This is a genomic window from Streptomyces sp. NPDC047117 (assembly GCF_040643545.1).
GTDB lineage: Bacteria > Actinomycetota > Actinomycetes > Streptomycetales > Streptomycetaceae > Streptomyces.
This window is the reverse complement of record NZ_JBEYUN010000011.1, coordinates 199121-222094: the sequence shown is the minus strand read 5'-3', so window position 1 is coordinate 222094 and position 22974 is coordinate 199121. Positions and strand designations below refer to the sequence as shown.

Genomic DNA, 22974 nt, shown 5'->3' with positions numbered 1-22974 from the left:
CACCGCTTGGCGGGGGCTGTGGCGCGCGGGGATGCGGTCGTCGGCCGGGAGAGGCGAGCACGGGGTTCTGGGTAGTGTCTCTCGCGGGCACCGCGTCGTCGCCACGGGCCGTCGGGCGGTGTGTCAGCAGCCGGCGAATCGAGGGGGAAACCGATGACCGAGCCGATGAGTGACCGGCACCCGGCGGCGGCCGCACCGGTGCACGTCACCGCGTGGGGCGACGAGAACGCCGACCGCCCGCCCGTCGTCTTCGTGCACGGGATCCTGACCTGGGGCGACGACGACCGGTACGGCTTCGCGGCCCAGCGGCCCCTGGCCGGCCGGCATCGCCTGCTGCTGATGGACCGCAGAGGGTACGGGCTCAGCCCCGACATCGAGCGCAGCGACTGGGCGGTGGACGCCGAGGACGTCATCGGTCTGCTCGGAGCCGGCGGCACCGGCGCTCACCTGGTCGGGCATGCGTACGGCGGTGTCGGCGCACTGGCCGCCGCCGTACGCCGCCCGGACCTGGTCCGCTCGCTCACACTGATCCAGCCCGGCGCCCTGCGCCCCGCCGAGCGCCACCCGGTCGTCGCCGAGGCACTGGCGCGCGCCCGGGCGGCCACCGCGGCGCTGCCCGCCGGCCTCACGCCGGAGGAGTTCCTGCGCGGCGCCACCGAGTCGGTCGGGATGGCGACGCCCGAGGCGACACCGGCGCGGCTGCGCGCTGCCGCGGCCACGATGACCGAACTCCCCTGCTGGGACGCGGACATCGCGCTGGAGCCGCTGGCCGAGGCGTCGTTCCCGAAGCTGCTGGTCTCCGGCGACTGGGAAGGGGCACCCGAGCAGTACCGCAAGTACGCCGGCGAGCCGCTGATCGCCTGCGCCGCGTACCTCGCCGAAGCCCTCGCGGCCGACCACCTGGTCGTGCCCGGCTACTACCCGCACACCCAACAGCCGGAGCGTGTGAACAACGCGCTGCAGGAGCTGTGGCACCGCGCCGAGCGGACGTGAGCGGCGAATCGGGGCGGCACGCTTGAAGCTTGCATGAACGGCGGACCACTTTTCAGACGTACACCAGACATTTACTCCCCTTCCTTAGATTTCCGGCTGTCACGGATTCCGGACTGTCACGGATTCCGGACTGTCACGGATTTCGGTCGGCAACTGCGCGCCGACCGCCCGGTCTTGGGGGGGAACGTGGACAAGGTCTTCGACAGCACGGCTTTTGCGGCACGGGACGCGCTCGCCGCGTGGGCGGAGGTCACCCGGACCACGGTGATGCCGACGACCTTCCGGCTGGTCGACGTCGAGGTGTTCAGCGGCTGGTTCAAGGCGATGCCGCTGGGCCCGGTACAGCTCTCGGGAATGGCGTACTCCTCCTTCTGCTCCCACCGCACGCCGAAGCTGATCCGTGTCTCCGACCCGGAAACCCTCCAGATCGCCCTCGTACGCTCCGGCCCCCATGTGATCGAGCAGAACCGCCGCCGTGCCCCGGGCCGGCCGGGTGAGCTGCTGGTCTTTGACAGCTCGCGCCCGTTCGACTCCTACGCCGACGGTGAGGCGCTCCTCATACAGTTCCCACGCGAGCTGCTCCCCCTGCGCGCCGACCATCTCGCCCCGCTCATCGCGTCCCCGCTCCCGGGCGACAAGGGGCTCGGCCGGCTGCTGGCGGACTTCCTGGTCCGTCTGGCGGAGGACGGCGCCGACTACACACCGCAGGACACGGCCCGACTCGGCGCCGTGGGGCTCGACCTGGCGACCGCGTTCCTCGCGCACCACACGGACCGCGAACGCGACGTGCCGCCGTCCTGCCGGCAACGCGCCCTCTATCTCCGCATCACCTCCTTCGTCCAGCACCGGCTGGGCGACCCCACCCTCGCCGCGAGCGACATCGCGGCGGCGCACCACATCTCGGTCCGCTCCCTGCACCGGCTGTTCCAGCAACACGGGACGAGCATCCGTACCTGGATACGCGGCCAGCGCCTGGAGCGCTGCCGGCGCGATCTGGCGGACCCGCTGAAGCGGCACGTACCGATCCAGGCCGTGGCGGCCCGCTGGGGATTCCCCCGCCCCGCGGACTTCACCCGCGCCTTCCGCGCGCACTACGGCACCACGCCCAGCGACTACCGGAACCGCACGCACCCTTGCGGCGGCACCGAACCCGGGACACCGGGCCGAGACGAACCTGGCACCCCCGGCCAAGGCCCTGGCGCGCAGAGCCAAGGCGCCGGAGGCGGCGACGGGCGAAGCTGTTCCTCGCGTGCATGACATGCCACGGCATTCGGCACGCGGGAGAACACTCGATCACACGGAACTCACAGGGGGAATTCCCGTGCGAATGCGCACTCGTATCGCTCCGTTCGCGATGACCGCCGTACTGCTCGGAGGGGTGGCTGCCGCGGCAACGACCGGCCCGGCAAGCGCCTCGGAGCCGAAGGCCAACGTGGCGATCCAGTCCTGCTACGGCACCGCGAAGAACTACACCAGCACGCCGGGCAGCGGCAGCCGCAACGCGCACTGGCCCGCCACGGGCACGTACGCGTACACCACCAAGAACTGCGCCGACATCAACCTGAAGGTCAAGGCCACCCGCCAGGTCACGACCTGCTTCAAGGCGACCGGCAAGTGCAACGGCTGGAAGACGGCCACGGCGGGCAAGTGGATGCAGGTTGCCACGGACGTGAAGGACGGCTCCGGCTTCTACATCCAGTTCAAGGGGACGGCCCGCAGCGCCGGGCAGATCGCCTACTGACAACATACGGAGGGCCCGCACTCTGCGGGCCCTCCGGGGTATCCGTGGGGGACGGATAGTTGATCGTGTCGTACCCGCCCGCGGGGTGGTGATGCGCCGGCGGTGGTGTCAGGTGGCTGTGGTGGACGATGTCCACCCGGTTGGCGCAGCGTGCGGTCAGCCGTTGCGTCCCTGGCGCAGGACGCGGGCACACCAGCCGATGATCACTGCGTTCACCAGCGCACCGACGATGACGGGGAGGAAGAACATTGAGAAGTGGTCGGGCAGCACGAGCATCAGCAGGCTCACCGGCGCGGTGGCGATCGTCGGCACCACTCCGGCGAAGGAGGCGTCGGGGTTGTCGCCGTAGCTCACCACGATGGCCCAGACGAGGAGGGCCGCGCACACGGCGAGGTAGAGCCGGGCGACGAGGCTGCCCAGCGCCTCGCGTACGGTCCGCAGGACGGGGTGGGTGGCCGCGGGGTCGTTCATAGGGACGGTCTGCTCCTTGTGCGTGGTGGTCATGGTGTGGGTACTGACGGTGTTGGTGTTCATGGCGTCGGTGTTCCGCTGTAAGTGATGGTGGGCGTCAGGGATGCGTTCCCGGTGGGATCGCACGGACGAGGCCCAGGTCGTACGCGAAGATCGTCGCCTGCACCCGGTCGCGTACCTGGAGCTTGCGCAGCAGCGCGTTCACGTGGGACTTGACGGTGCCGACGGTGATGTCGAGTTCGGCGGCGATCTCGGCGTTGTTCAGGCCGGAGGCGACCAGGGTGAGGACGCGGCGTTCGCGCGCGGTCAGCTGCGCCAGGAGGGTCGTGTCGTGCCCGGCCCGCGGCCCGGTGGGCGGGCCGGACGCGTAGTGCCCGATGAGCCGGCGGGTGGCGGAAGGGGCGAGGACGCTCTCCCCGCCGGCCACGACGCGGATGCCCTGCAGCAGTTCGGCTGCCTGCACGTCCTTGAGGAGGAAGCCGGAGGCACCGGCGCGCAGTGCGTCGAAGACGTAGGCGTCGAGGTCGAAGGTGGTCAGTACGAGGACGCGCGGCGGGTTCTCGCGCCCGGTGAGGATCCGGGTGGCGGTGATGCCGTCGAGGCCGGGCATCCGTACGTCCATGACGACCACGTCCGGTGTGAGCTGTTCGGCGAGGCTCACCGCGGCGGCGCCGTCACCGGCTTCTCCGACAACCGTCATGTCCTCCTCGGCGTCGATGACGGCGGCGAAGCCCGCCCGGACCACTGCCTGGTCGTCGACGACCAGCACGTCGATGGTCATCGGGATTCCTCCTGGTCTCCGTTCAAGGGCAGCCGCAACACGACCGTGCCCGGCCGATCGGTGGTCAGGGTGCCGCCGAGGGCGGCGGCTCGCGTCGCCAGCCGGTGCCGCGCGGCGCCGCGGGCGGCGCCGGACACGCCGGTCGCCGTGAGGGTCAGGGCGTCGTCATCGGCGTCGAGGACGAGCGCGGTGGGTTCGCCCCCACCCGCCTCCAGAAGGCCTGCCTCGTGCCCGCCCGCCTCCAGGAGGGTCTCGGCGGCACGGTAGGCCGCGATGTCCACCGCTGCCGGCAGTCGCGCCGGGACCCGGTCACCGATCCGTACTTCCACCCGACGGCCGGTGGCCCGGCACTGGTCGACGAGGAGATCGAGGGCCTGGAGCGTGGGCTGCGGCCGGAGTTCGGCGTGCTGCTCCCCGTCCCGGACCGTTTCGAGCAGGGCCCGCATGGCGGCCAGGGCCTCGCGGGCCCGCTCCGCCGTCGCGGCCAGCCGCCCCGCTTCCGCCTCCGCGACGACCTCGGCGGTGCGTGCCAGCACGGTGGTCTCCAGCCCGGTGGTGATCCGGCGGCGTTCGGCCCATGCGTCGCGTACGGCCTCCTCGGTCCACGCGGCGAGACGCTGCTCGTGGGTGTCGCGGGCGGCTCGTCGGCGTGTGCCGTACCGGGTGCCGGCAACCCAGGCGGCGGCCGCCACCACGACGGTTGCGGCCCCGGCGGCCGCCCAGACGGGCGTGGTGCCGCCGCGCGCGAGTACGGCGGCGATCACCGTGGCCGTGTGTACGGCAGCGACCACGACCGGTACCGCGAAGCGCCGCATCCCCCCACTCGGGTCGGGGCCCTCGCCCGACGCACCGTCAGCTGCCGCCAGGACGAGTGCCACGCAGGTAGCGATCATGCTCAGTGCGGGCGGTACGACCGCCGGCCCCGCGTACCCGCTCACGGCCATCGCCGCCGGCCACAGCCCGGCGAGGACCAACAGCACGCCCCACGCGGCGCGCGGGGTCCGCCGCAGCCACAGCAACGTGACCGCCTGCGCCGCGGCGAGCAGTGCGAAGAGCGCGCCGGCGGAGACGCCGGACCCGGCAGACGTCGTGTTCTCCCGGATGACGAGGAACGGCAGCAGCGGCTGGAAACACAGCACGGCGGCCGCGACGAACTGCGCGAGGCGGTACGTCCGCGGAACCGACGGCACCGGTGACGTCCCACTCCCCGCCGGCAGGACCGCCCGTACTTCCCACCCTCCGTCCGGAGTCGGCCCGCTGGTGAGCGTGCCGCCCGCTTCCCGCGCCCGGCCGCGGAGGAAGTTCTGGCCGCGCCCGCCGCCGAGGCCCTTGCCCGGTGTGGTGGCGGGCCCGGTGGCCTCCGGCGGCGCGTTGCGCACCACGATCTCCGTCCGCGCATCGTCGTGCGTGCAGCGCACGGTGGTGGGGGCGCCCGAGGCGTGGCGCACCACGTTGGTCAGCGCCTCGCGGACGATGCCGTACACGGTGTCGCCGCGGGACCCGTCGGGCAGCGCCTCGATGTCGCAGGTCACCGGCTGGCCGAGGGCGCGGAAGCCGGCCACCAGTTCCCGCAGCCGCTCCTCCGGCGCCGGGCCGTCCTGCGGTGCCAGGGCCGGGGCGCGCACCGCGCTCAGCGCCCGGGTCACCTCACGGCCGGTCCCGGCGGCGAATTCCGCTGCCTGGTCGGCCAGTTCGGGCCGGCGGTCGCGCAGTCCGAGCGCCGCCTCCACCGTCACCACGACCGCCGTCAGGTGATGGGCGCTGACGTCGTGCAACTCCCGCTCCATACGGCCGCGTTCGGCCGCGGGGAGCCGGTGCCGCTCGGCCTCCGCCCGGTGCAGACGCCGCTCGGCGGCCTGCCGCGCGGATCGCAGCCGCCGTGCGTACAGGCCCGTGCCGGTGGCCGTCGCGTAGAGCAGTGTGGTGAGTACGAGGTCGAGACCCTCGCCGCCACCGCCGACCCCGTGCAGGGTGAGGCCGTGCACGAGTTGCCAGAGCGCGAGCGTCACGACGCACAGCAGTGCGGTGGTGGTGTCCCGCTCGGTGGCCACCGCGAACAGGGCCAGTGCGACACCGGCGGTGCCGTACACGGCCACCACGCCGGCGGGCAGTGGCTCAGCGATGAGCGCGCAGACGGCGACGACCAGGACGAGGACGGGCACCGGGCGCGTACGGCGGGCCGTGAGCGCGACGGTCACCAGCCCGCCCACCAGGACGGCCGCGAGGGACTCCGCAGCCGTCGGCGTGGCCCCGCGCACCAGCGCGGCACCGGGCCACACCACCGCCTGGGCACCGAGCAGCAGGACCGGAAGCAGCCGGTCATCGGTTCGTTTCATGATGTGCCCAGGCTATGGTCGCGTGCGGCCCGTCAGCATCAGGCCGCAGGGCGATCACGGTCTCCAACCAGAGATAGAGACCGGGCCTCGGCATCCACCCTCGGGCCGGGCTGAAGGCAGGTGGCGCTTTCCCGGGGAATCGCGTGGCACTTTCCCGGGGAAGGGTGTCACTCATGCCACTGGGAGACGGCATGGCTGCTGGATAGCTTCGGACGCGTCCCCGGAAAGTGCCGGGATTCACGTACCGAAGGACCCCCGCATGCACGCTCAGATCGTCCTCTTCGACGGCTTCGATCCGCTCGATGTCATCGCGCCCTACGAGGTGCTGTACGCCGGCGGCACCGCTTCCGGAGGCGGGGTGAGCGTGGAGCTGGTCTCCGCCGAAGGGCCGCGCGAGGTGCTCAGCGGCACCGGCGGGCTGACGTTGCGCGCCACCGCCGCCCTCGACCCCGTACGAGCGGGCCTGATCCTGGTACCCGGCGCCTCGGGCCGCGTCGGAGAGCCCGGCGAGGCCCCGGACCAGGACGCCAGGACCGGGGAATGGCGGCAGGACGAACTCATCCCCGTACTGCTGGGCCGCACCCTGACCACCGAGCTGCCCACACTGTTGCGGGCGGCGATGGAGAACCCGGCGGTGACGGTCGGCGCGGTGTGCGGCGGCTCGCTCGTACTGGCCATGGCCGGCCTGCTCGAAGGACGTCACGCCACGTCGCACCACATGGGCCTGGACCTGCTCGACGCCACCGGTGTCCACGCGGTGCGGGCCCGCGTCGTCGACGACGGCGACCTGGTCACCGGTGCGGGCGTCACCTCCGGACTCGACCTGGGTCTGTACCTCCTGGAACGGGAAGTGGGCCCGCGGATCGCGCACGCCGTCGAAGAACTCTTCGCACACGAACGCCGCGGCACCGTATGGCGCGCCCAGGGCCCGGTACCCGCCGGCTTCTGACCGCCGGGCCGCTCGCCGCGCACCCCACAACACTGCCGCACCCCCTCTGCACCGCGGTCTCACCGCTCCCCCATCGCACCGTGAGGAACCACTGCAGCATGTCCGTCGAAGGCATCTGGGACCTGTCCGTCTCCACCCCCATCGGCAAGATCGAGGCCGAGGTCGAACTCCGCCGGGAAAGCGGTGTGCTGACCGGCACCGCGCGTGGCGCGGGAGAGGAGATCCCGCTCAGCGACGTCGTCCTCGACGGCGACCGGCTCACCTGGAAGCAGGCCATCACCAAGCCCATGCGGCTCAACCTGACCTTCGCCGTCACCGTCGACGGCAACACCCTGTCGGGGACCTCCCGGGCCGGACGCCTCCCGGCCTCGAAGGTCACCGGTGAGCGCCGCGCCGCCCGGGCAGAGACGGGCCGCTGACCGGTGACCACACTTCTTCTCTCCCTGCACGTGCTGGCCGCCGTGGTGGCCATCGGCCCGGTCACCGTCGCCGCAAGCATGTTCCCCAAGGCTCTGCGCCGCGCCCACAGCGAGCCGGGCGACCATGAGGCGCTCACGGCCCTGCGGATGCTGCACCGCATCTGCCGCGTCTATGCGGCCGTCGGCATCGCGGTACCGGTCTTCGGGTTCGCGACGGCCCGGAGCATGGGTGTCCTGGGCAGCGGTTGGCTGATCGTCTCGATCCTCCTGACGGCGGCGGCCGCCGCCATTCTGGCGCTGCTGATCCTGCCCGCCCAGGGCAACGCCCTCGCCGCGGCGCAGGTTTCCGGCCCTGCCCTGGGGTCACCGGGGCGCCTCGCCATGGTGACCGGAATCTTCAACCTGCTCTGGGCGGTGGTCACCGTCCTGATGATCATCCGGCCCGGCTCCACCACAGGAGTATGACCGTGCATCTGCGGCCACTGCGCATCACCGCACACACCGAACTCGTCCCCCAACCCGGCCACGCCCACTCCGGCCGTCAGGCCGTCCTCAGGCCGCGCGCGTCGGCAGTTCACCTGCCGACGCGCGCGGGGGCGCAAGTGCCGGAGCCCGCGGCGCTCGCCACGAATCCGCTCACTCTGGCACATCGTCCGAATTCGCTGCGGTGCCCCCGGGGCGCGCTCCTCCCGGAGCTAGGCTGAGCCGGACAACCCCGCGTACACCGCGCGACCTCCTCATCCGTAGCGACCACGCAGAGCAAGCGATCGCGGGCAGGCAGGTGCAGCATGTCCTGGTCCGAGCCGGCGCATCACGCGCGCTTCAGCATCACCATGTCCACCGAGCGGACCCTCATCCGTATCGCGGGCGAACTGGACAGCCTGTCCGTGGCGGCACTGATCCACCGGCTGCCGGGCCCGGAGGAGTGCGCCGCACAAGTCGTACTGGATCTGAGCCGGGTGACGTTCTGCGGGCTGGCCGGAGTGGACCTGCTGCTGGAGCTCTACTACCGCGCGACGGACGCGTCCCGCCAACTGGTGCTGCAGGCGGCGAACAGCAGCGTACTGCGCACCGTCCGGCTCAGTCGCGACCCGATGGCCGCACAGATCGTACGGTCCTGTGCGGCCGGACACCGGCTGAGCCACCACCCCGACCACGCGGTCCTGGTCGCGGCGCTGGCGCTCGCCCTACGGATCACCGAGGCCCCACTGGGCAACGCCCAGGCGTGCGACCACGGGAACGGCACGCTGCGCATCGTCGGACAGCGCGGCTTCGCCCGCCCCTTCCTCAGCTTCTTCGAGACGGTGTCCGACCGCGAAAGCGCCTGCGGCGTGGCCGCCCAGGACCGCTCCCCTGTCTACGTCGAGGAGATCTCCAACTCACCCCTCTTCGCGGGCACGGCCGCCGCCGACGTGCTCCACGAGGTCCCCGTCGGCGCCGTGGCCTCATTACCCGTACTGGGACCGACCAGCACCGTGATCGGGGTCATTTCCCTCCACCACTCCGGGCCCAGCCACTGGCCGTACGAGCAACGCCGCATGCTCGCCTCCCTGGCCCGCTCGGCGGGCCGCCTCTGCTCGCGCTCCGGGGCCTGAGCCCCGGCGCGTGGCCGTGGAGAACTTGACCAACGCCCCGCGGGGGGTGGCCGTCCCGACTACCAAGACCGCACACCCCCGCGGGGCGAAAGTCACCCGACCTGTACCTGTGGGTCGGCTGCGGCAGCGGGCGCGGGCATGCGCCAGGCCACGACCGCACCGATCACGAGCCCCACGGCGGCCAGCAGCGTGGCGACCAGGAACGGATCGAGGGAGTGCAGGGTCGGAGCGAACCCGGCCCCGACGCAGACCGCTACCCCGGTCGCACCGCCCAACTGGTCAGCCGCGCGCTGGATGCCCGAGGCGGTCCCGGCGTCGTCCTCGGTGACGCCGCTGACCGCAAGGTACTGGAGCCCCACGAGGCCGAACGCCATCCCGGCCGCGATCAGGAGCATGGGCGCGATCATCGCCACACCGTCTGCCCGCAGGGCCGAGAGGAGCGCGATCGCGGCCATCGCGGCCGCGGTGAACCCGGTGCCGGCAAGCACGCAGGCACGTGCTCCCCACCGGCCCAGCAGCCGGGGTACGAGCATGGAGAACACGATCAGCGAGACCGCCAGCGGCAACATCGTCAGACCCGCACCGAGCGGGCCGACGCCCAGCCGGTCCTGCAGAGCGAAGGTGAACAGCAGAAACGAGGTCGACAACGCTCCGCTCAGCAGCATCGTGGCCAGATTGGCCGCCACACGCGTGCGGTCGGCGAAGAAGCGCAGTGGCAGCAGCGGGTTGCGTGAGCGTGCCTCGACACGGACGAACCCGACTCCGGCGGCCATCGCCCCGGCCAGCGCCCCCGGGACCACCCATGCGGGCGTTCCGCGTTCACCGGCCTCGACCACGCCGAAGATGAACAGCAGCGGGCAGGCGGTCAGCAGCAGCGCGCCGGGAAGGTCCAGCGGCGAGGCGTCCTTGACGGCTGGGCGGTCGCCGTTGACCAGGAAAACGGCCGCCAGCAGCACGATCAGAACGAACGGGACCGAGACCAGGAAGATCCACCGCCAGCCCAGGTGGGCGGTGATGATTCCGGACAGGACGAAGCCGACCACGAGACCACAACTGGCCACCGCCGCCCACACGCTCAAGGCCCGCGACCGACTCGGCCCTTCGGGGAACGACAGGACGATGGTGGCCATCGCAGCGGGCAGCGCGATGGCCTCACCTGCGCCCTGCAGCAGGCGCGCGACCACCAGCAGGGCAAACGTGGGGGTCAGACCCGCCAGCAGAGACGCGATGCCGAACAGGCCGCTGCCGAGCAGCAGCGCACGCCGCCGGCCGAGCAGGTCGCCGAGCCGGCCACCGAGCATCAGCAGCCCGCCACCGGTGACCGTGTAGCCGACCACGACCCAGGTCAGAGCACGTCCGTCGACGTCGAAGGCGGTGCCGATCGAGGGCAGGGCGATGTTGACCACGGTCACGTCGACCGCGATGAAGAACTGCAGCATGGACATCGCGCACAGCACCAGCCATGCACGCGCCGGGGACGGGCTGTGCCCGCGGGAAGAAGGGATGCCTGGGAACATCAGGTGCTCCGTCGCTCAGAAGAAGTTCTGAGCAGCACGAACGTGCCGCTCCGGACTGATCACGAAGCGGCTGGACGTTCAGGAGAAGTGTGAGTCGAACGTCCCGCCGCTAGCGGGACGTCCTGGTCACCGCGGCACAAGCGGCCGCGCACGAAGCAGCAGACATGCCATGAACGCTACCAGGGAGGCGGTCCCTGGGTCACGACTCCGCCTGACGTCTCATGTCGTCCCCCGTAGCGTGCCGAGTTGGGCGGCGAGGTCGGCCAAGTCATCGGCGTACAGGTCGAACCGGTCCGAGGGGGCGGGCGGGTCGCCGACGGGGCGGGAGACGTAGGCGGTGCGCAGGCCGTGGTGTTGCGCGGCGCGCAGGTCCCAGGCGTGGGTGGCAACCATCAGCAGCCGCTCCGGCGGCCGTCCGGAGACGGTGACGGCCAGTTGGTACACCGCCGGGTCCGGCTTGTACGTCCGGGTGTCTTCGGCGGACAGCGCCTGGTGCCAGCGCAGTCCGGCGTGCGCGTTGAGCGCCAGCAGTGCCGTCCGGCTCGCATTGGAGAGTCCGATCAGCGGGAACCGTTCGGCGAGCCGGGCGAGCCCTGCCACGGTGTCGGGCCACGGCGGGAGCCGGCGCCCCGCCGGCGCGAGGGTGGCCACGGCGGCGGGGAAGTCGGCTTCCTCGTCGTCGGTTTCCCCGGCGCCACCTCCCTGATCCCCGATGCCCGCGGCATCGGCGACGAGTCGTGCGGCTTCCCGGTCGAGTGTGTCGGTGGTGGCGTAGGGCCGCTCGCCGTCGACGATGCGGCGCTGCTCGCGCTCGATGTGCCGCTGCCACAGCGACAGCAGTCGCTCGGTCCCGGCGTCGTCGAGAGACCGGTCGAGCGCACGAATACCCGCGCGAAGACCCGCGGGTTCGTCGACGAGCGTGCCGAGCACGTCGAACACAACGGCATCGATCTCCAGCTCTGACATGGCGAGGTCTCCCGGAGCAGCAGCGGCGTGGGGGCGGTCCCCCACCTCACCTACGTGGCCGACGCAAATCGCGTCGATCGCGTCGACTGCGCGCGGGCAAGGGCAGGGTTGGCCGTCAACCAAACGTAACGGGATCGAGTAAGAGGCGCAATAGGCACTCAATACTTACATTGCTAGTCAGTCAGGTGGGCGGTGAGGGCCTTGGTGACGTCTTCGGTGGTGGCGGTGCCGCCGACGTCGCGGGTGAGGATGCCGGCAGCGGTGGTGGCCCGGATCGCCTTGGTGTCGGGTGCCGCAGGATGCGGTCTCCCTGACGCCCCCACGGCCGAACCGAGCCTGATGCACTTAGCGATTTGCCTAATATCTTTAGGCAACTGCATAATCGGTGACGACGGAGGAGAGGATCGCTATGGTGCGGGTCGGACTGACCACGGAGCGGCTTGCGCAGGCAGGTGCGGAGCTGGCCGATGAGGTCGGTTTTGAACAGGTGACCGTCTCGGCGCTCGCCAGGCGGTTCGACGTCAAGGTCGCGAGTCTGTACTCGCATGTGAAGAGCTCCCAGGACCTGAAGACCAGGATCGCGTTGCTCGCCCTGGAAGAACTCGCCGACCGGGCCGCCGACGCCCTGGCCGGGCGGGCGGGCAAGGACGCGCTGACCGCCCTGGCGAACGTCTACCGCGACTACGCCCGCGAGCACCCCGGCCGCTACGCCGCGGCCCAGCTCAGACTCGATCCGACGGACGCCGCCGCAAGCGCGGGCGTCCGGCACGCGCAAATGACGCGGGCGATCCTGCGCGGTTACGACCTGGCGGAGCCCGACCAGACGCACGCGGTGCGGCTGCTGGGCAGTGTCTTCCACGGCTACGTCAGCCTGGAGCTGGGCGGCGGTTTCGATCACAGCGCACCCGACACGCAGGAGACCTGGACCCGGATCCTGGACGCGCTCGACGCCACTCTGCGGCACTGGCCCAGGGCCTGACCAGCGCGTACGCCACCACACACGCACACAGAGGTCCACCGCTCACGCACGTCGAGAGTCACCGAACACGCACGTCGGGGGCCACCACTCATACCCGTCGAGGACCGCCACTCACGCACGTCGAGGGCCACCACACACGCACACCGAGGTTGAGGTCATGCACACCGAGGACAACTGGTTCAGTACGCCCGTCACCGGGGGCCTGCTGCGCGGCGCCGTGGAGGTGGAGCACACCGAGCACGGCGTGCTGCCGCACCGGCTGCCGGCCTGGGCCCGGGCCCAGAACTCCGACGGCCAGCTTGCCATGGCCGAGGCCCAGCCCTCCGGCGTACGGCTGGCCTTCCGTACCCGGGCCACCACCATCGAACTGGACGCACTGCCCACCAAGCGCGTCTACGTGGGCGTGCCGCCCCGCCCGGACGGCGTGTACGAGCTGCTCGTGGACGGCAGCCCGGCCGGTGCGGGCAGTGTGGCGGGCGGCTCCACGCTGACCATCGACATGACGGCCGGCACCTTCGAGCACAGCCCCGGACAGCCCGGCACCGTCCGCTTCACCGAGCTGCCCGACCGCGCCAAGGACATCGAGATCTGGCTGCCGCACAACGAGTCCGCCGAACTCATCACGCTGCGCACCGACGCACCCGTCGAGCCCGCACCGGACCGGGGCCGCAGGGTGTGGCTGCACCACGGCAGCTCGATCAGCCACGGCTCCGACGCCGCCGGCCCCACCACCACGTGGCCGGCGCTCGCCGCCCGCCTCGGCGGCGTGGAGCTGATCAACCTGGGGCTGGGCGGCAGCGCCCTGCTCGACCCGTTCACCGCGCGTACACTGCGGGACACCGCCGCCGACCTGATCAGCGTCAAGCTCGGCATCAACGTGGTCAACGCCGATCTGATGCGGCTGCGTGCCTTCGGGCCGGCGGTGCACGGCTTCCTCGACACCATCCGGGAAGGCCACCCCACCACGCCGCTGCTGGTCGTGTCGCCGATTCTGTGCCCGATCCACGAGGACACGCCCGGCCCCAGCGTCCCGGACTTCAGCAGGATCAGCACGGGCCGGCTCCTGTTCCGGGCCGGGGGCGATCCTGACGAGCGGTCGGCCGGCAGGCTGACGCTCAATGTGATCCGGGACGAACTGGCCCGCATCGTGAAGCAGCGGGCGGCCGACGACCCGAACCTGTACTACCTCGACGGCCGCGAGCTCTACGGCGAGGCGGACTTCGCCGAACTGCCGCTGCCCGACCAGCTTCACCCCGACGCCGCCACCCACCGGCGCATCGGCGAACGCTTCAGCGAGCTGGTCTTCGCCCCCGATGGCGCGTTCGCGCCCGGTGACGTCCGCACATCCGGTGACGTCCGCTCATCCGGTGACACCGACACGGGCCGCGGCGCCTGACCGTCATCGAGGCAAGTCGCCGTCCAGCGTACGGAAGTGGCCCGCACGGGCGAGTGTCTCCAGTTGATCCAGTGAGCGGCGGGCCGCGGCCGCGGCCTCCGGATCGCGTTCCTCGATGCCACTCGCCGCGAACTCGTCCTCGTCCAGCCGCAGTACGGTCGCACCGTCCGCCGACAGCCACAGGTCGAGGTCCAGGTCCTCGACCACGATGCCGCCCGGCCCGACGGCCGCGGGCCGGGTGACGTCGCAGTACCAGCCCTTCACCGTGCCGTCGGCGCTCCGCACCTCCTTGACGGCGTACCAGCGGTCGCGCCAGTAGTGCTCGGTGAACACATCACCCGGCTCGAAGCGTACGAACCCGAAGTCGCGGACCCCGTCCCCCGCCCAGGGCGCGCGCACGACGACATGGGTGCCGTCGTCGCTCAGGACGGCCGCCGGGTAGCGCACCTTGGTCCGCTCCCCCTTCACCAGTCCGACCAGCACCTCGCCACCCACCGGCAGCATTCCGTCGCCCCTCATGTCCCCGCCCATACATTCCCCGCCCCTGCGCTCCCCGCCCTGGACTTCCGTGCCCATAGTTCCTCGTGGCGGCAAAACTCGCCACCGCCACGCGCGGGATCGCCGAAAGACGCGCCCTCGCCCCGCCGCGGCGATAATCGGGCGGGGGATCCAGACGGCGGGCGGACGTGGAAGGGAGTCGGCCGTGCAGACGGGCGCACCGCAGGACACCGACGCATTGCACTGCCTGGTGACCGGGGCCACCGGGTACATCGGCGGGCGGCTGGTCCCCGAACTGCTGAAGGCCGGCCACCGAGTGCGGTGCCTGGCCCGTACTCCGGGCAAGCTGCGTGACCATCCTTGGGCGGACTCCACCGAGGTGGTCAAGGGCGATGTCACCGACGCCGACTCGGTCGCCGCGGCGATGGACGGTATCGACGTCGCCTACTACCTGGTGCATTCACTCGGTACCGGAACCGAGTTCGAGGAGAAGGACCGCCGCGCGGCGGAGATCTTCGCCGAGCAGGCCCGTGCCGCGGGCGTGCGGCGCATCGTCTACCTGGGCGGCCTGACCCCGCGCGGCGTCCCGGAGCAGGAGCTGTCCCGGCACCTGCGTTCCCGGGCCCAGGTGGGACACATCTTCCTCGACGCGTCGGTGCCCGCCACTGTGCTGCGCGCCGCGGTGATCATCGGGTCCGGCTCCGCGTCCTTCGAAATGCTGCGCTACTTGACCGAGCGGCTGCCGGTCATGGTCACACCGAGCTGGGTGCGTACCCGCATCCAGCCGATCGGCGTCCGGGACGTGCTGCGCTACCTGGTGGGTTCGGCCCGGATGCCGGCCGAGGTCAACCGTGCGTTCGACATCGGCGGCCCGGACGTCGTGACGTACCGCGAGATGATGAGCCGGTACGCCACCGTCGCCGGGCTCCGCCGCCGGCTGATCATGCCCGTACCGATGCTCACCCCGCGGCTGTCCAGCCTGTGGGTGGGCGTGGTGACCCCCGTGCCCACCTCCCTCGCGCGCCCGCTCACCGAGTCGCTGCGCCACGAGGTGGTGTGCCGCGAGCACGACATCGCCCAGTACGTCCCCGACCGCACCGAGCAGCCGCTGCCGTCGCCGCTGCCGTTCGACGAATCGCTGGCGCTCGCGCTGCGGCGGGTGCGGGAGGCGGATGTCGTCACCCGCTGGTCGTCGGCCTCGGTGCCCGGTGCGCCGAGCGATCCGCTGCCCACCGACCCCGACTGGGCCGGCGGCAGCCTGTACGAGGACGAACGGCAGCTGACCGTGGACGCTCCGCCCGAAGCGCTGTGGCGGGTGATCGAGGGCATCGGCGGTGACAACGGCTGGTACTCCTTCCCCCTCGCCTGGGCGGTACGCGGCTGGCTGGACCGTTCCGTCGGCGGTGTCGGGCTGCGCCGTGGGCGCCGGGATGCCGAACGGCTGCGGATCGGTGACTCGCTCGACTTCTGGCGGGTGGAGGAGATCGAGCCCGGCCACCTGCTGCGGCTCCGCGCCGAGATGCGCTTGCCGGGACTGGCCTGGCTGGAGATGTACGCCGAGCGCGCCGACGACGGCCGCACTCGTTATCGGCAGCGCGCCCTGTTCCATCCGCGCGGGCTGTTCGGGCACGCCTACTGGTGGAGCGTGGCGCCCTTCCACTCCGTTGTCTTCGGCGGGATGGCGCGCAACATCGCCCAGGCCGCAGCCAAGGGCATGAGCGCACACTAGGCGTTCATGCCGGTCAGTTTCTCAGCTGCTCAGGAGCTCAGTTGCGGTTGAGTACGCGTGACACGCCCGCCACGACGGCGGTGGTCAGCAGCCAGCCGACCGCGATCAGCGCGTAGGCGAGGAACTGCTGGAGGCCCGTCGTCCAGTACCAGGCGTTGCGCTGGCCCAGGGCTCCGATGGGAACGAGCAGGTCGAGGGTGTAGACGAGGGGCTGGAAGGGCGCGCCCTCGCCCTCTTTGACGGGCGTCGGCCCGGCGGCGCTGAAGACCGCTGTGCCCAGCAGGGTGAGGGCGGTGAGCCAGAGGCCGGCCAGCCAGGGCCGATACCCGTATCCGACCGTGGCATCGAGCAGGTGCCCCCACGCCCGCCCGGCGGGGCCGAGGGTACTGCGGCGGTGGCGTTGCTTGGCGAGCAGGACGGCGCGTGCGTCGTGGTCGTGCCCGAGCGACTGGTACACGGCGGCCAGTTGCTGGTACGGCTGCGGCCGGTATCCGTCGGGGTCGCGTGCGACGAGGGGAAGGCGCGCGCCGGCCGGCAGCTGCGGCCGCAGGGACCGGTACTCCAGTCCGTCGAAGTGGAGGGGGCATGCGAAGTCCTCGACGGGCAGGTGCAGGACACCGACCTGGGCGTACTGCAGGTCTACCGAGCCGTGCAGGCGTGCGGCGGACAGGTCGAGTTCGGCGGCCTGCAGGTGACGGTACGTCACCCCGCGGCAGCGGCAGTCTGTTCCCCTGGCGTCGGACCCCCGGTCATCGGCCCCTCGGGCACCGGTTCCCCGGACCGTCGCGGTGTGGAAGCTGACGCGGCCGCCGATGGTCGCGTCGGTCAGGTCGATCGCACCCTCCGCGTGGAATCCGTCACTGAAGGCCGCATGGGAGCCGATGTGGATGCCCGGGGCGTACAACGCGTCCCCGCCGGGGTGGTGCAGCCGCGCGCCCTGCAAGTGGAGTCCCTGGCCCACACGCGCCGCAGACAAACGCATCTCGCCCTCGGCCCGGAAGCCACTGTGGCAGACGATGCCGCCGCCGATCTCCAGCCACGAGCCGTCGAGCGCCACGGCCCCGGGGTGGTCCAGGAGCGCACCTTGCAGGAGCAGGCTGCCGTCGATACGGGCATTGGTCAGGCGGAGGGCGCCGCTGATGCGGGTGTGCATCAGGTCGAGGTGCCCGCCCACCGTGACGCTGTTGGCGCCGAGCCCGGGGAGGTACGAGCGAGCGAAGCCCGTGACGTGCAGCTTCGCCCCGTACAACTGCGGTGCCTCCTCGAACCGGCACTCCTCCAGACGCAGCACGCAGCGGGCCTCGCAGAACACGAGGTCCATCCGGCCCGCTATGCGTGCCCCGACCAGATGCACCACGGGGGTCTCGCCCGCGCGGGGGTCGACACTGCCGAGCAGCAGCGCACGGATCACCGACGCGCGTACGGTGCGCTCCGGCCCCCACCCGGATCCGGATCCGTCCCCTTCGGCGTCGGACCCATCAGCGCTGTTGGCCCCATCAGCCCCATCGGCCGCCCGGTCCCGCAGATCGACCTTGGTACCCGTCGCGAATGCCTGCCACAGACGGCGTTCCGGATCCGTCAGATCCTCTTCGCGCATGGGTGCCGGCTCCCTCTCCCGGGACGGGGGTCCGTTCATCTTGGACGCCGGGCAACACCGGATCAAGATGCCGGCCGGGCGGAACCGGCGAACGGGGCCGCCACACACTCCTTCCCCACCGCGGCGGCCCCGTCCCTCCGGCTCAGCTCAGCCGGGTGGTGGCGTACACCTCGATGACGTCCCGCTGGTAGGCGGCGAGGCCCGGTGCGATCGCCTCGTACGCCGCGCGCCACTGCTCGTTCTCCACACATGCGCGCCCCATGGCCTGGTACTCCTCGGCGGCGACCGTCCGCAGCTCGGCCAGCGCCCGGTACTGGGCGTCGGCCTCGGCCTGCACCGGTGCGGCATCGGCGGGCAGGCCGGCGGCCAGCAGTTCGGCGAACCGGATCATCTGTGCCGTGCGCGCACGGTGCAACGCCTCGATCTCGTCCTGGCTCATCGTCGCGGTGTGCCGCGCGACGGCCTCGGCCTGCTCGGGGAAGTCCCGCAGGTTCTCCGCGTACTGGCTGGGCCGGATGCCCTCGAAGAGGTTCTCCGGCCGGTTGATGCTCGTCATGGGGCTGCCGTCCTCTCTGGACTGCTCCAGTTCCGTGATCGTGCGGGAGACGGTGCCGGCCAGGGCGTCCAGCCGGTCCCGCTCGGCGAGCAGCCGACGGTGGTGGTCACGCAGCGCCTCCACCTCGTCCACCTGCGCCGCGAGGACCCGGCCGATCTCGGGCAGCCCCAGTCCCAGCGCCCGCAGTACGAGGATCTGCTGCAGGCGCAGCAACTCGTGCTCGCCGTAGTACCGGTGACCGTTGCTGCCGGTCCGGGCGGGCGGCAGCAGACCGATCTCGTCGTAGTGCCGAAGCGTCCGAGCCGTCACGCCCGACATCCGGGCAACCTCCGCGATCGGCCAGGCCATCGCCGACTCCCTCCCGAGTGCTCACAAGGCCGGTCGTTCCGACCCTGGTCAGGACGGTAGAAGCTGCCGCTGCGGCAACTTCAAGCCCCTGTGCCGAGGATCGTGTCGAGCATGGTGCGCGACTCCTGGAGGGCCCGGATCTCGCGGGTGATGCGGTCGCGTTCGCCGTTCAACCGGCCGATCAGGTCCGGGCAGGTAGGGACGAGGCGGTCGTCGTGACCGGTGACGCAGGGCAGCACCTGGGCGATGACCGACGTGGTCAATCCGGCGGCGAGCAGACAGCGGATGCGCCGCACCGTCTCCACGTCCGCCTCGGCGTACTCCCGGTATCCGCTGGGGAGTCTCTGCGGCGCCAGCAGCCCCTGCTGCTCGTAGTAGCGGAGCAGGCGTTCGTGTACGCCGGTACGCCGCACCATCTCCTTCATCCTCATCCCGGAGATCGTCCTCTCGTCACAACGGCCCGGCTTTGAGTGCGGCAGAGACTTGACTCTGACACCGGTGTCGGAGTTTAACGTCCTGCACATGACTTCTGACGCTGCGCGCATCACTTCCGACCTGGCCGTCCTCGGCCGTGAATCCGATCTCGACGTGTACGTGCAGGGCACCGGCCCCGCCCTGCTGCTCGCCCATGGCGCGGGTGGCGGCATCGTCGAGAACTTCGGCCCGGTGCTCGACGACCTCGCGCGCGATCACAGCATCGTGGGCCCGCACTACCCCGGGTCCGGTGGCTCCCCGGTCGCGACCGGGCCGCTGGACCTGGACGTGCTCGTCGACCAGTTGGTGGCGGCCGCGGTCTCACGCGGGCACGAGACGTTCGCCGTGCTCGGCGAGTCGCTGGGCACCACGGTGGCGGTGCGTGCGGCAACCCGTCATCCGCACCGTGTCACCGGCCTCGTCCTCACCGCCGGTTTTCCCGTCGCGGATCCGGTACTGGCCTTCGGGGCCCAGCTGGTGCGGATTCTGGAGGCTGCCGGCGACCGGGACGCCGTCGCCCGGTTCGCGTTCCTGGCCTGCGCGTCGGAGGACCAGCTCAATGCGCTTTCCGCCCAGGAGATCGACGCGGCTGTCGCCCAGGTGCGGGACGGCATGCCGCCCGGTATGCCGGACCACTTCGATCTGGTGAGCCGCGTGGACGTACGGGCCGACCTGGCCCGCATTCAGGTCCCCACCCTCGTGGTCGCACCGCTCGCGGACCGGCTGGTGCTGCCCGACAGCTCACGGCGCCTGGCCGCCGGCATTCCCGGCGCCACGCTCGTGGAACTCCCGGGCGCGGGCCACATCCTGGACGCCGACAGCCGAGCGACGTGGCTCCGCCACACGCGGGACCTGCTCGCCACGCTCCACTCCCCCACGACGTGACGGGCGGGGGCGCACTGCGCGGTGAGGCGTGCGGCTATGCGGCTACGCGGCGCAGAACTCGTTGCCTTCCGGGTCGCGCATGACCCACCAGTGTCCCGCGGGCCCCATGTCCACCTCGCGGACGCGGCTCGCGCCCAGGCCCTCCAGCCGTACCACCAGCTCTTCGAGGCCCTTGGGGACGCCCGGGACGCCGGTGTGGACGTCGACGTGCAGACGGTTCTTCACCGCCTTGTCCTCGGGCACGTCCTGGAAGAGCAGCCGGCGCCCGTGCCCGACACCGCTCTTCTCGTCGAACGGGTCGTCGGGGTGACGGATCCCGGCGTAGCCACGGAAAACCTTGTGGCCGCGGTGCTCGGCAACAGCCTCCTTGCCGAGCAGGCCACCGGCCAGCAGCTCATCGATCAGGGGGCTGGGGTCCTCCACCTCGTACTGCAGCGCCGCGGCCCAGAAATCCGCCAGGAAGGGCGCGTTCCCGCTGTCTATGACCAACGTCCAGTTCAGTGCCATACGCCCAGTTATATGCGGTACGTGGTCATGACCGCACGCCGACGAGGCTGACGTACCGTCAGGCAGACACGGCTCGACGGACGCATTCTCCGGCCGCTCGCTCGGCCCGCACTGGAGTCCGTGCGGCGGGGATGTGAAGGTACGGGGTATGAAAACTCGTACTGCTGTGCGGTCTTTGGCGCTCTGCGCCGCCTGTGTCGTGCTCGCGCCGCTCACCGGGTGCGGCAGTGGTTCCACGGACCGCTCCGCGTCCGACGGTGGCGGCGCGGCCACCGGGGTGCCCACCGCGCCCGCCGCGAGCCGGGCGCCGGCAGCGGGCAAGGGCTCGAAGGACCCCGACGACCTCAACGGTGACGGCCACCGCGACCTGGTCGTACCCGTGTCCCTCACCGCCGACCCCGGGCGCACCCGGTCCGAGGAACGGGTCGGTGTGGTCTACGGATCGGCCGACGGACTCGACCCCACGACCCGCACCGTGTACGGGCGCCACGACTTCGGGCTGCCCGAGCAGGAGGTGAGTACGGCCGGACCGGACAGCATTCCGGCCGAGGCGGTGGTCACCGCCGACCTGGACGGTGACGGCTTCTCCGACGTCGTCACCGACGTCGACGGCGCCCGCGTGACGGACGGACACGTGTCAGCGCCCCGCAGTGTTCCGTACGTGGCCTGGGGCGGCCCCGGCGGGCCCACGGGGAAGTCCCCGGCCACCCCACTGCGGCTCCCGGCCGGGGCATCGAAGCTCGGCGTGGACTCCCTCGTACGCGGCGACTTCGACGGGGACGGGCATCACGACCTCGCGGCACTCGCAGCCAATCAATCCTCCGTTGTTCTCCTCTACGGCCCGTTCACCCGCTCCGGCGTGCCCGCGCGCAGCGACACCCGGCTGCCATGGCGGGACGGCGACCTCATCGCGGACGACATCGACCCCACCGGCAAGCCGCGCGCGACCTCTCTGCTGCTCCACACCATCAGCGACGGCGAGCAGTCCGAGAACATCCTGTACCCGGCCCACCGAGGCGCCGGACCCTCGCCCGACGGGCGAAGGCTGCGCCGCGGCAACGCCCACGCGTTCGGGGACTTCGACGGCGACGGGCAGCGCGATGTGGCGATCGGGGACGACGGCAGCCGCAACGACGAACCCGGTTCCGAGACCGAGGCTCCGGAGGTCGACGGATCGCTCGCCGTGTACCCCGGCACGGGCGGCACTCCGGCCACCCACCGGCTGCCGACCGCACCCGAGGGCGCCGCCACCGATTACGGGCCCGGTGGATTCGTGGCCGCCGATCCGGACGGTGACGGCCGTGACGGGGTCCTCGTCGCCACCTACGAGGGCGCCACACTGATCGACGGCGACCGGCGCATCCCCGTACGGCGGGAGGGCCCCGCCCGCTCCGGCGGCAAGAAGACACCCGCAGAGCGGCGGCACGCCAGGCCCGCCGGCGCCGCCGACTTCGACGGCGACGGCAAGGAAGAGCTGATCCTGCACTGGGCCGCCGACACTCTCTTCGCCCTCTACGGAGAACACCCCACCCACTGGTGGATCACCCGCGGCACCACCGCCGACAACCGGACCACATTCGCCACCGTCCAATGCTTCGGCCTGGGCATTGACGCGAAGGGATCCGACCGGCGCGACTGCGCGAAGCGCTGATGCCAGTGGGATGTCAGTGGCTCGCCCTACGCTTCGCGCGTCATTGACCGGACGTAGGACAGGAGGCTCCGTGACCGCCGAGGACACGGCCATGAAGCGCATCGAAGGGGCCATCGCGCTGCAGCACGCCGGTGACACCGACGCCGCACGGCAGCGGTGCACCGCGATCTGGGCCGAGATCACCCCGGACGGCGACCCCTTCCACCGTTGTGTGCTCGCCCACTACCTGGCCGACCTGCAGGAGGATCCGCAGGAAGAGCTCGTGTGGGACGTGCGCGCCCTGGAGGCGGCGAGCTCGGTGACCGACGACCGGGCCAAGCAGCACCACACGTCGTTGGCAATACGCGGCTTCTACCCGTCGCTGCACCTCAACCTCGCCGCCGACCACCACAAGCTCGGCGACCATGACCGGGCCCGCGATCACCTGTCGCAGGCGCGGCAGTACCTCGATGCTCTGCGCGACGACGACTACGGCCGGGGCATCCGCTCGGCGATACAACGCCTGGCCGGTCGGCTCGATGGCGCGGACGGCGGGGCGTGAGCGGGATTTCACGCTGATCGTGGTGTGTGTGGGTGGTCGTGGAGC

The 22974-nt window shown here is 71.5% G+C and carries 24 protein-coding genes; 13 read left to right on the top strand and 11 right to left on the bottom strand.

From position 1 onward, the window contains the following. Positions 1 to 153: 153 nt before the first annotated feature. The 3 genes from ABZ840_RS22775 to ABZ840_RS22765 all read left to right on the top strand — a co-directional run bounded on the left by ABZ840_RS22775 (position 154) and on the right by ABZ840_RS22765 (position 2734). Complete coding sequence (locus tag ABZ840_RS22775; protein ID WP_361561919.1) at positions 154 to 993, top strand: alpha/beta hydrolase; 840 nt, start codon at positions 154 to 156, stop codon at positions 991 to 993. 174 nt (positions 994 to 1167) lie between these two features. Then, the gene (locus tag ABZ840_RS22770; RefSeq protein ID WP_361561918.1) at positions 1168 to 2250 is read left to right on the top strand and encodes a helix-turn-helix domain-containing protein; all 1083 of its coding nucleotides are present in this window, start codon (positions 1168 to 1170) and stop codon (positions 2248 to 2250) included. A 70-nt stretch (positions 2251 to 2320) separates the two neighbouring features. After that, on the top strand, positions 2321 to 2734 hold the full coding sequence (locus tag ABZ840_RS22765; protein WP_361561917.1) for a hypothetical protein: 414 nt from the start codon (positions 2321 to 2323) through the stop codon (positions 2732 to 2734). Positions 2735 to 2890: 156 nt separating this feature from the next. Here the strand turns inward: ABZ840_RS22765 and ABZ840_RS22760 are convergent, their stop codons facing one another. Genes ABZ840_RS22760 through ABZ840_RS22750 form a run of 3 tightly spaced genes read right to left on the bottom strand, consistent with a single transcriptional unit; the run spans position 2891 to position 6322 of the window. Beyond that, complete coding sequence (locus ABZ840_RS22760) at positions 2891 to 3268, bottom strand: hypothetical protein (protein ID WP_361561916.1); 378 nt, start codon at positions 3266 to 3268, stop codon at positions 2891 to 2893. Positions 3269 to 3302: 34 nt separating this feature from the next. Beyond that, on the bottom strand, positions 3303 to 3986 hold the full coding sequence (locus ABZ840_RS22755) for a response regulator transcription factor (RefSeq protein ID WP_361561915.1): 684 nt from the start codon (positions 3984 to 3986) through the stop codon (positions 3303 to 3305). Then, on the bottom strand, positions 3983 to 6322 hold the full coding sequence (locus ABZ840_RS22750; RefSeq protein WP_361561914.1) for a histidine kinase: 2340 nt from the start codon (positions 6320 to 6322) through the stop codon (positions 3983 to 3985). The genes ABZ840_RS22755 and ABZ840_RS22750 overlap by 4 nt, the downstream gene beginning before the upstream one ends. A gap of 259 nt (positions 6323 to 6581) precedes the next feature. On the opposite strand from ABZ840_RS22750, the gene ABZ840_RS22745 reads away from it, so the two are divergent. The 4 genes from ABZ840_RS22745 to ABZ840_RS22730 all read left to right on the top strand — a co-directional run bounded on the left by ABZ840_RS22745 (position 6582) and on the right by ABZ840_RS22730 (position 9285). Further along, positions 6582 to 7271, top strand: a complete 690-nt coding sequence (locus tag ABZ840_RS22745) for a DJ-1/PfpI family protein (protein ID WP_361561913.1) — start codon at positions 6582 to 6584, stop codon at positions 7269 to 7271. A gap of 98 nt (positions 7272 to 7369) precedes the next feature. Continuing rightward, a complete protein-coding gene (locus ABZ840_RS22740; RefSeq protein WP_361561912.1) occupies positions 7370 to 7690 on the top strand; it encodes a hypothetical protein in 321 nt (106 codons plus the stop codon). A gap of 3 nt (positions 7691 to 7693) precedes the next feature. Continuing rightward, positions 7694 to 8155: a hypothetical protein gene (locus ABZ840_RS22735; protein WP_361561911.1), complete on the top strand. Its 462-nt coding sequence runs from the start codon at positions 7694 to 7696 to the stop codon at positions 8153 to 8155. Positions 8156 to 8478: 323 nt separating this feature from the next. After that, positions 8479 to 9285, top strand: a complete 807-nt coding sequence (locus ABZ840_RS22730; RefSeq protein ID WP_361561910.1) for an STAS domain-containing protein — start codon at positions 8479 to 8481, stop codon at positions 9283 to 9285. Positions 9286 to 9377: 92 nt separating this feature from the next. Here the strand turns inward: ABZ840_RS22730 and ABZ840_RS22725 are convergent, their stop codons facing one another. The 3 genes from ABZ840_RS22725 to ABZ840_RS22715 form a co-directional block, all read right to left on the bottom strand. Beyond that, positions 9378 to 10730, bottom strand: a complete 1353-nt coding sequence (locus ABZ840_RS22725) for an MFS transporter (protein WP_361561978.1) — start codon at positions 10728 to 10730, stop codon at positions 9378 to 9380. Positions 10731 to 11021: 291 nt separating this feature from the next. Beyond that, positions 11022 to 11768, bottom strand: coding sequence for a haloacid dehalogenase type II (locus ABZ840_RS22720; protein ID WP_361561909.1), 747 nt, complete (start codon positions 11766 to 11768; stop codon positions 11022 to 11024). A 173-nt stretch (positions 11769 to 11941) separates the two neighbouring features. After that, positions 11942 to 12091, bottom strand: a complete 150-nt coding sequence (locus tag ABZ840_RS22715) for a hypothetical protein (protein ID WP_361561908.1) — start codon at positions 12089 to 12091, stop codon at positions 11942 to 11944. Between the two features lie 86 nt (positions 12092 to 12177). Here ABZ840_RS22715 and ABZ840_RS22710 point away from each other — a divergent pair, with 86 nt between their 5' ends. Both ABZ840_RS22710 and ABZ840_RS22705 read left to right on the top strand, forming a co-directional pair. Beyond that, positions 12178 to 12747, top strand: coding sequence for a WHG domain-containing protein (locus ABZ840_RS22710; protein WP_361561907.1), 570 nt, complete (start codon positions 12178 to 12180; stop codon positions 12745 to 12747). A gap of 157 nt (positions 12748 to 12904) precedes the next feature. Then, positions 12905 to 14143: a GDSL-type esterase/lipase family protein gene (locus ABZ840_RS22705; protein ID WP_361561906.1), complete on the top strand. Its 1239-nt coding sequence runs from the start codon at positions 12905 to 12907 to the stop codon at positions 14141 to 14143. 3 nt (positions 14144 to 14146) lie between these two features. On the opposite strand, the gene ABZ840_RS22700 is transcribed toward ABZ840_RS22705, so the two are convergent. Beyond that, entirely contained in the window at positions 14147 to 14662 is a 516-nt protein-coding gene (locus ABZ840_RS22700; RefSeq protein ID WP_361561905.1) for a DUF402 domain-containing protein, read from the bottom strand. Positions 14663 to 14846: 184 nt separating this feature from the next. Between ABZ840_RS22700 and ABZ840_RS22695 the strand changes: the two genes are divergently transcribed. Continuing rightward, positions 14847 to 16370, top strand: coding sequence for an SDR family oxidoreductase (locus tag ABZ840_RS22695; RefSeq protein WP_361561904.1), 1524 nt, complete (start codon positions 14847 to 14849; stop codon positions 16368 to 16370). A 37-nt stretch (positions 16371 to 16407) separates the two neighbouring features. On the opposite strand, the gene ABZ840_RS22690 is transcribed toward ABZ840_RS22695, so the two are convergent. The 3 genes from ABZ840_RS22690 to ABZ840_RS22680 form a co-directional block, all read right to left on the bottom strand. Then, positions 16408 to 17967 carry an oxidoreductase gene (locus ABZ840_RS22690; protein WP_361561903.1) on the bottom strand — a complete coding sequence of 520 codons (1560 nt, stop codon included), beginning with the start codon at positions 17965 to 17967 and terminating at the stop codon, positions 16408 to 16410. A 142-nt stretch (positions 17968 to 18109) separates the two neighbouring features. Beyond that, positions 18110 to 18871 (bottom strand): MerR family transcriptional regulator, encoded by a 762-nt coding sequence (locus ABZ840_RS22685; RefSeq protein ID WP_361561902.1) that lies wholly within the window; start codon positions 18869 to 18871, stop codon positions 18110 to 18112. An 80-nt stretch (positions 18872 to 18951) separates the two neighbouring features. Continuing rightward, positions 18952 to 19302, bottom strand: a complete 351-nt coding sequence (locus tag ABZ840_RS22680; RefSeq protein WP_361561901.1) for a MerR family transcriptional regulator — start codon at positions 19300 to 19302, stop codon at positions 18952 to 18954. Between the two features lie 91 nt (positions 19303 to 19393). On the opposite strand from ABZ840_RS22680, the gene ABZ840_RS22675 reads away from it, so the two are divergent. Further along, on the top strand, positions 19394 to 20230 hold the full coding sequence (locus ABZ840_RS22675; protein ID WP_361561900.1) for an alpha/beta hydrolase: 837 nt from the start codon (positions 19394 to 19396) through the stop codon (positions 20228 to 20230). 42 nt (positions 20231 to 20272) lie between these two features. Here the strand turns inward: ABZ840_RS22675 and ABZ840_RS22670 are convergent, their stop codons facing one another. Continuing rightward, the gene (locus ABZ840_RS22670; RefSeq protein WP_361561899.1) at positions 20273 to 20737 is read right to left on the bottom strand and encodes a VOC family protein; all 465 of its coding nucleotides are present in this window, start codon (positions 20735 to 20737) and stop codon (positions 20273 to 20275) included. Between the two features lie 148 nt (positions 20738 to 20885). Between ABZ840_RS22670 and ABZ840_RS22665 the strand changes: the two genes are divergently transcribed. Then, entirely contained in the window at positions 20886 to 22388 is a 1503-nt protein-coding gene (locus ABZ840_RS22665) for a hypothetical protein (RefSeq protein ID WP_361561898.1), read from the top strand. A 70-nt stretch (positions 22389 to 22458) separates the two neighbouring features. After that, positions 22459 to 22929: a hypothetical protein gene (locus tag ABZ840_RS22660; protein WP_361561897.1), complete on the top strand. Its 471-nt coding sequence runs from the start codon at positions 22459 to 22461 to the stop codon at positions 22927 to 22929. Positions 22930 to 22974: the final 45 nt, after the last annotated feature.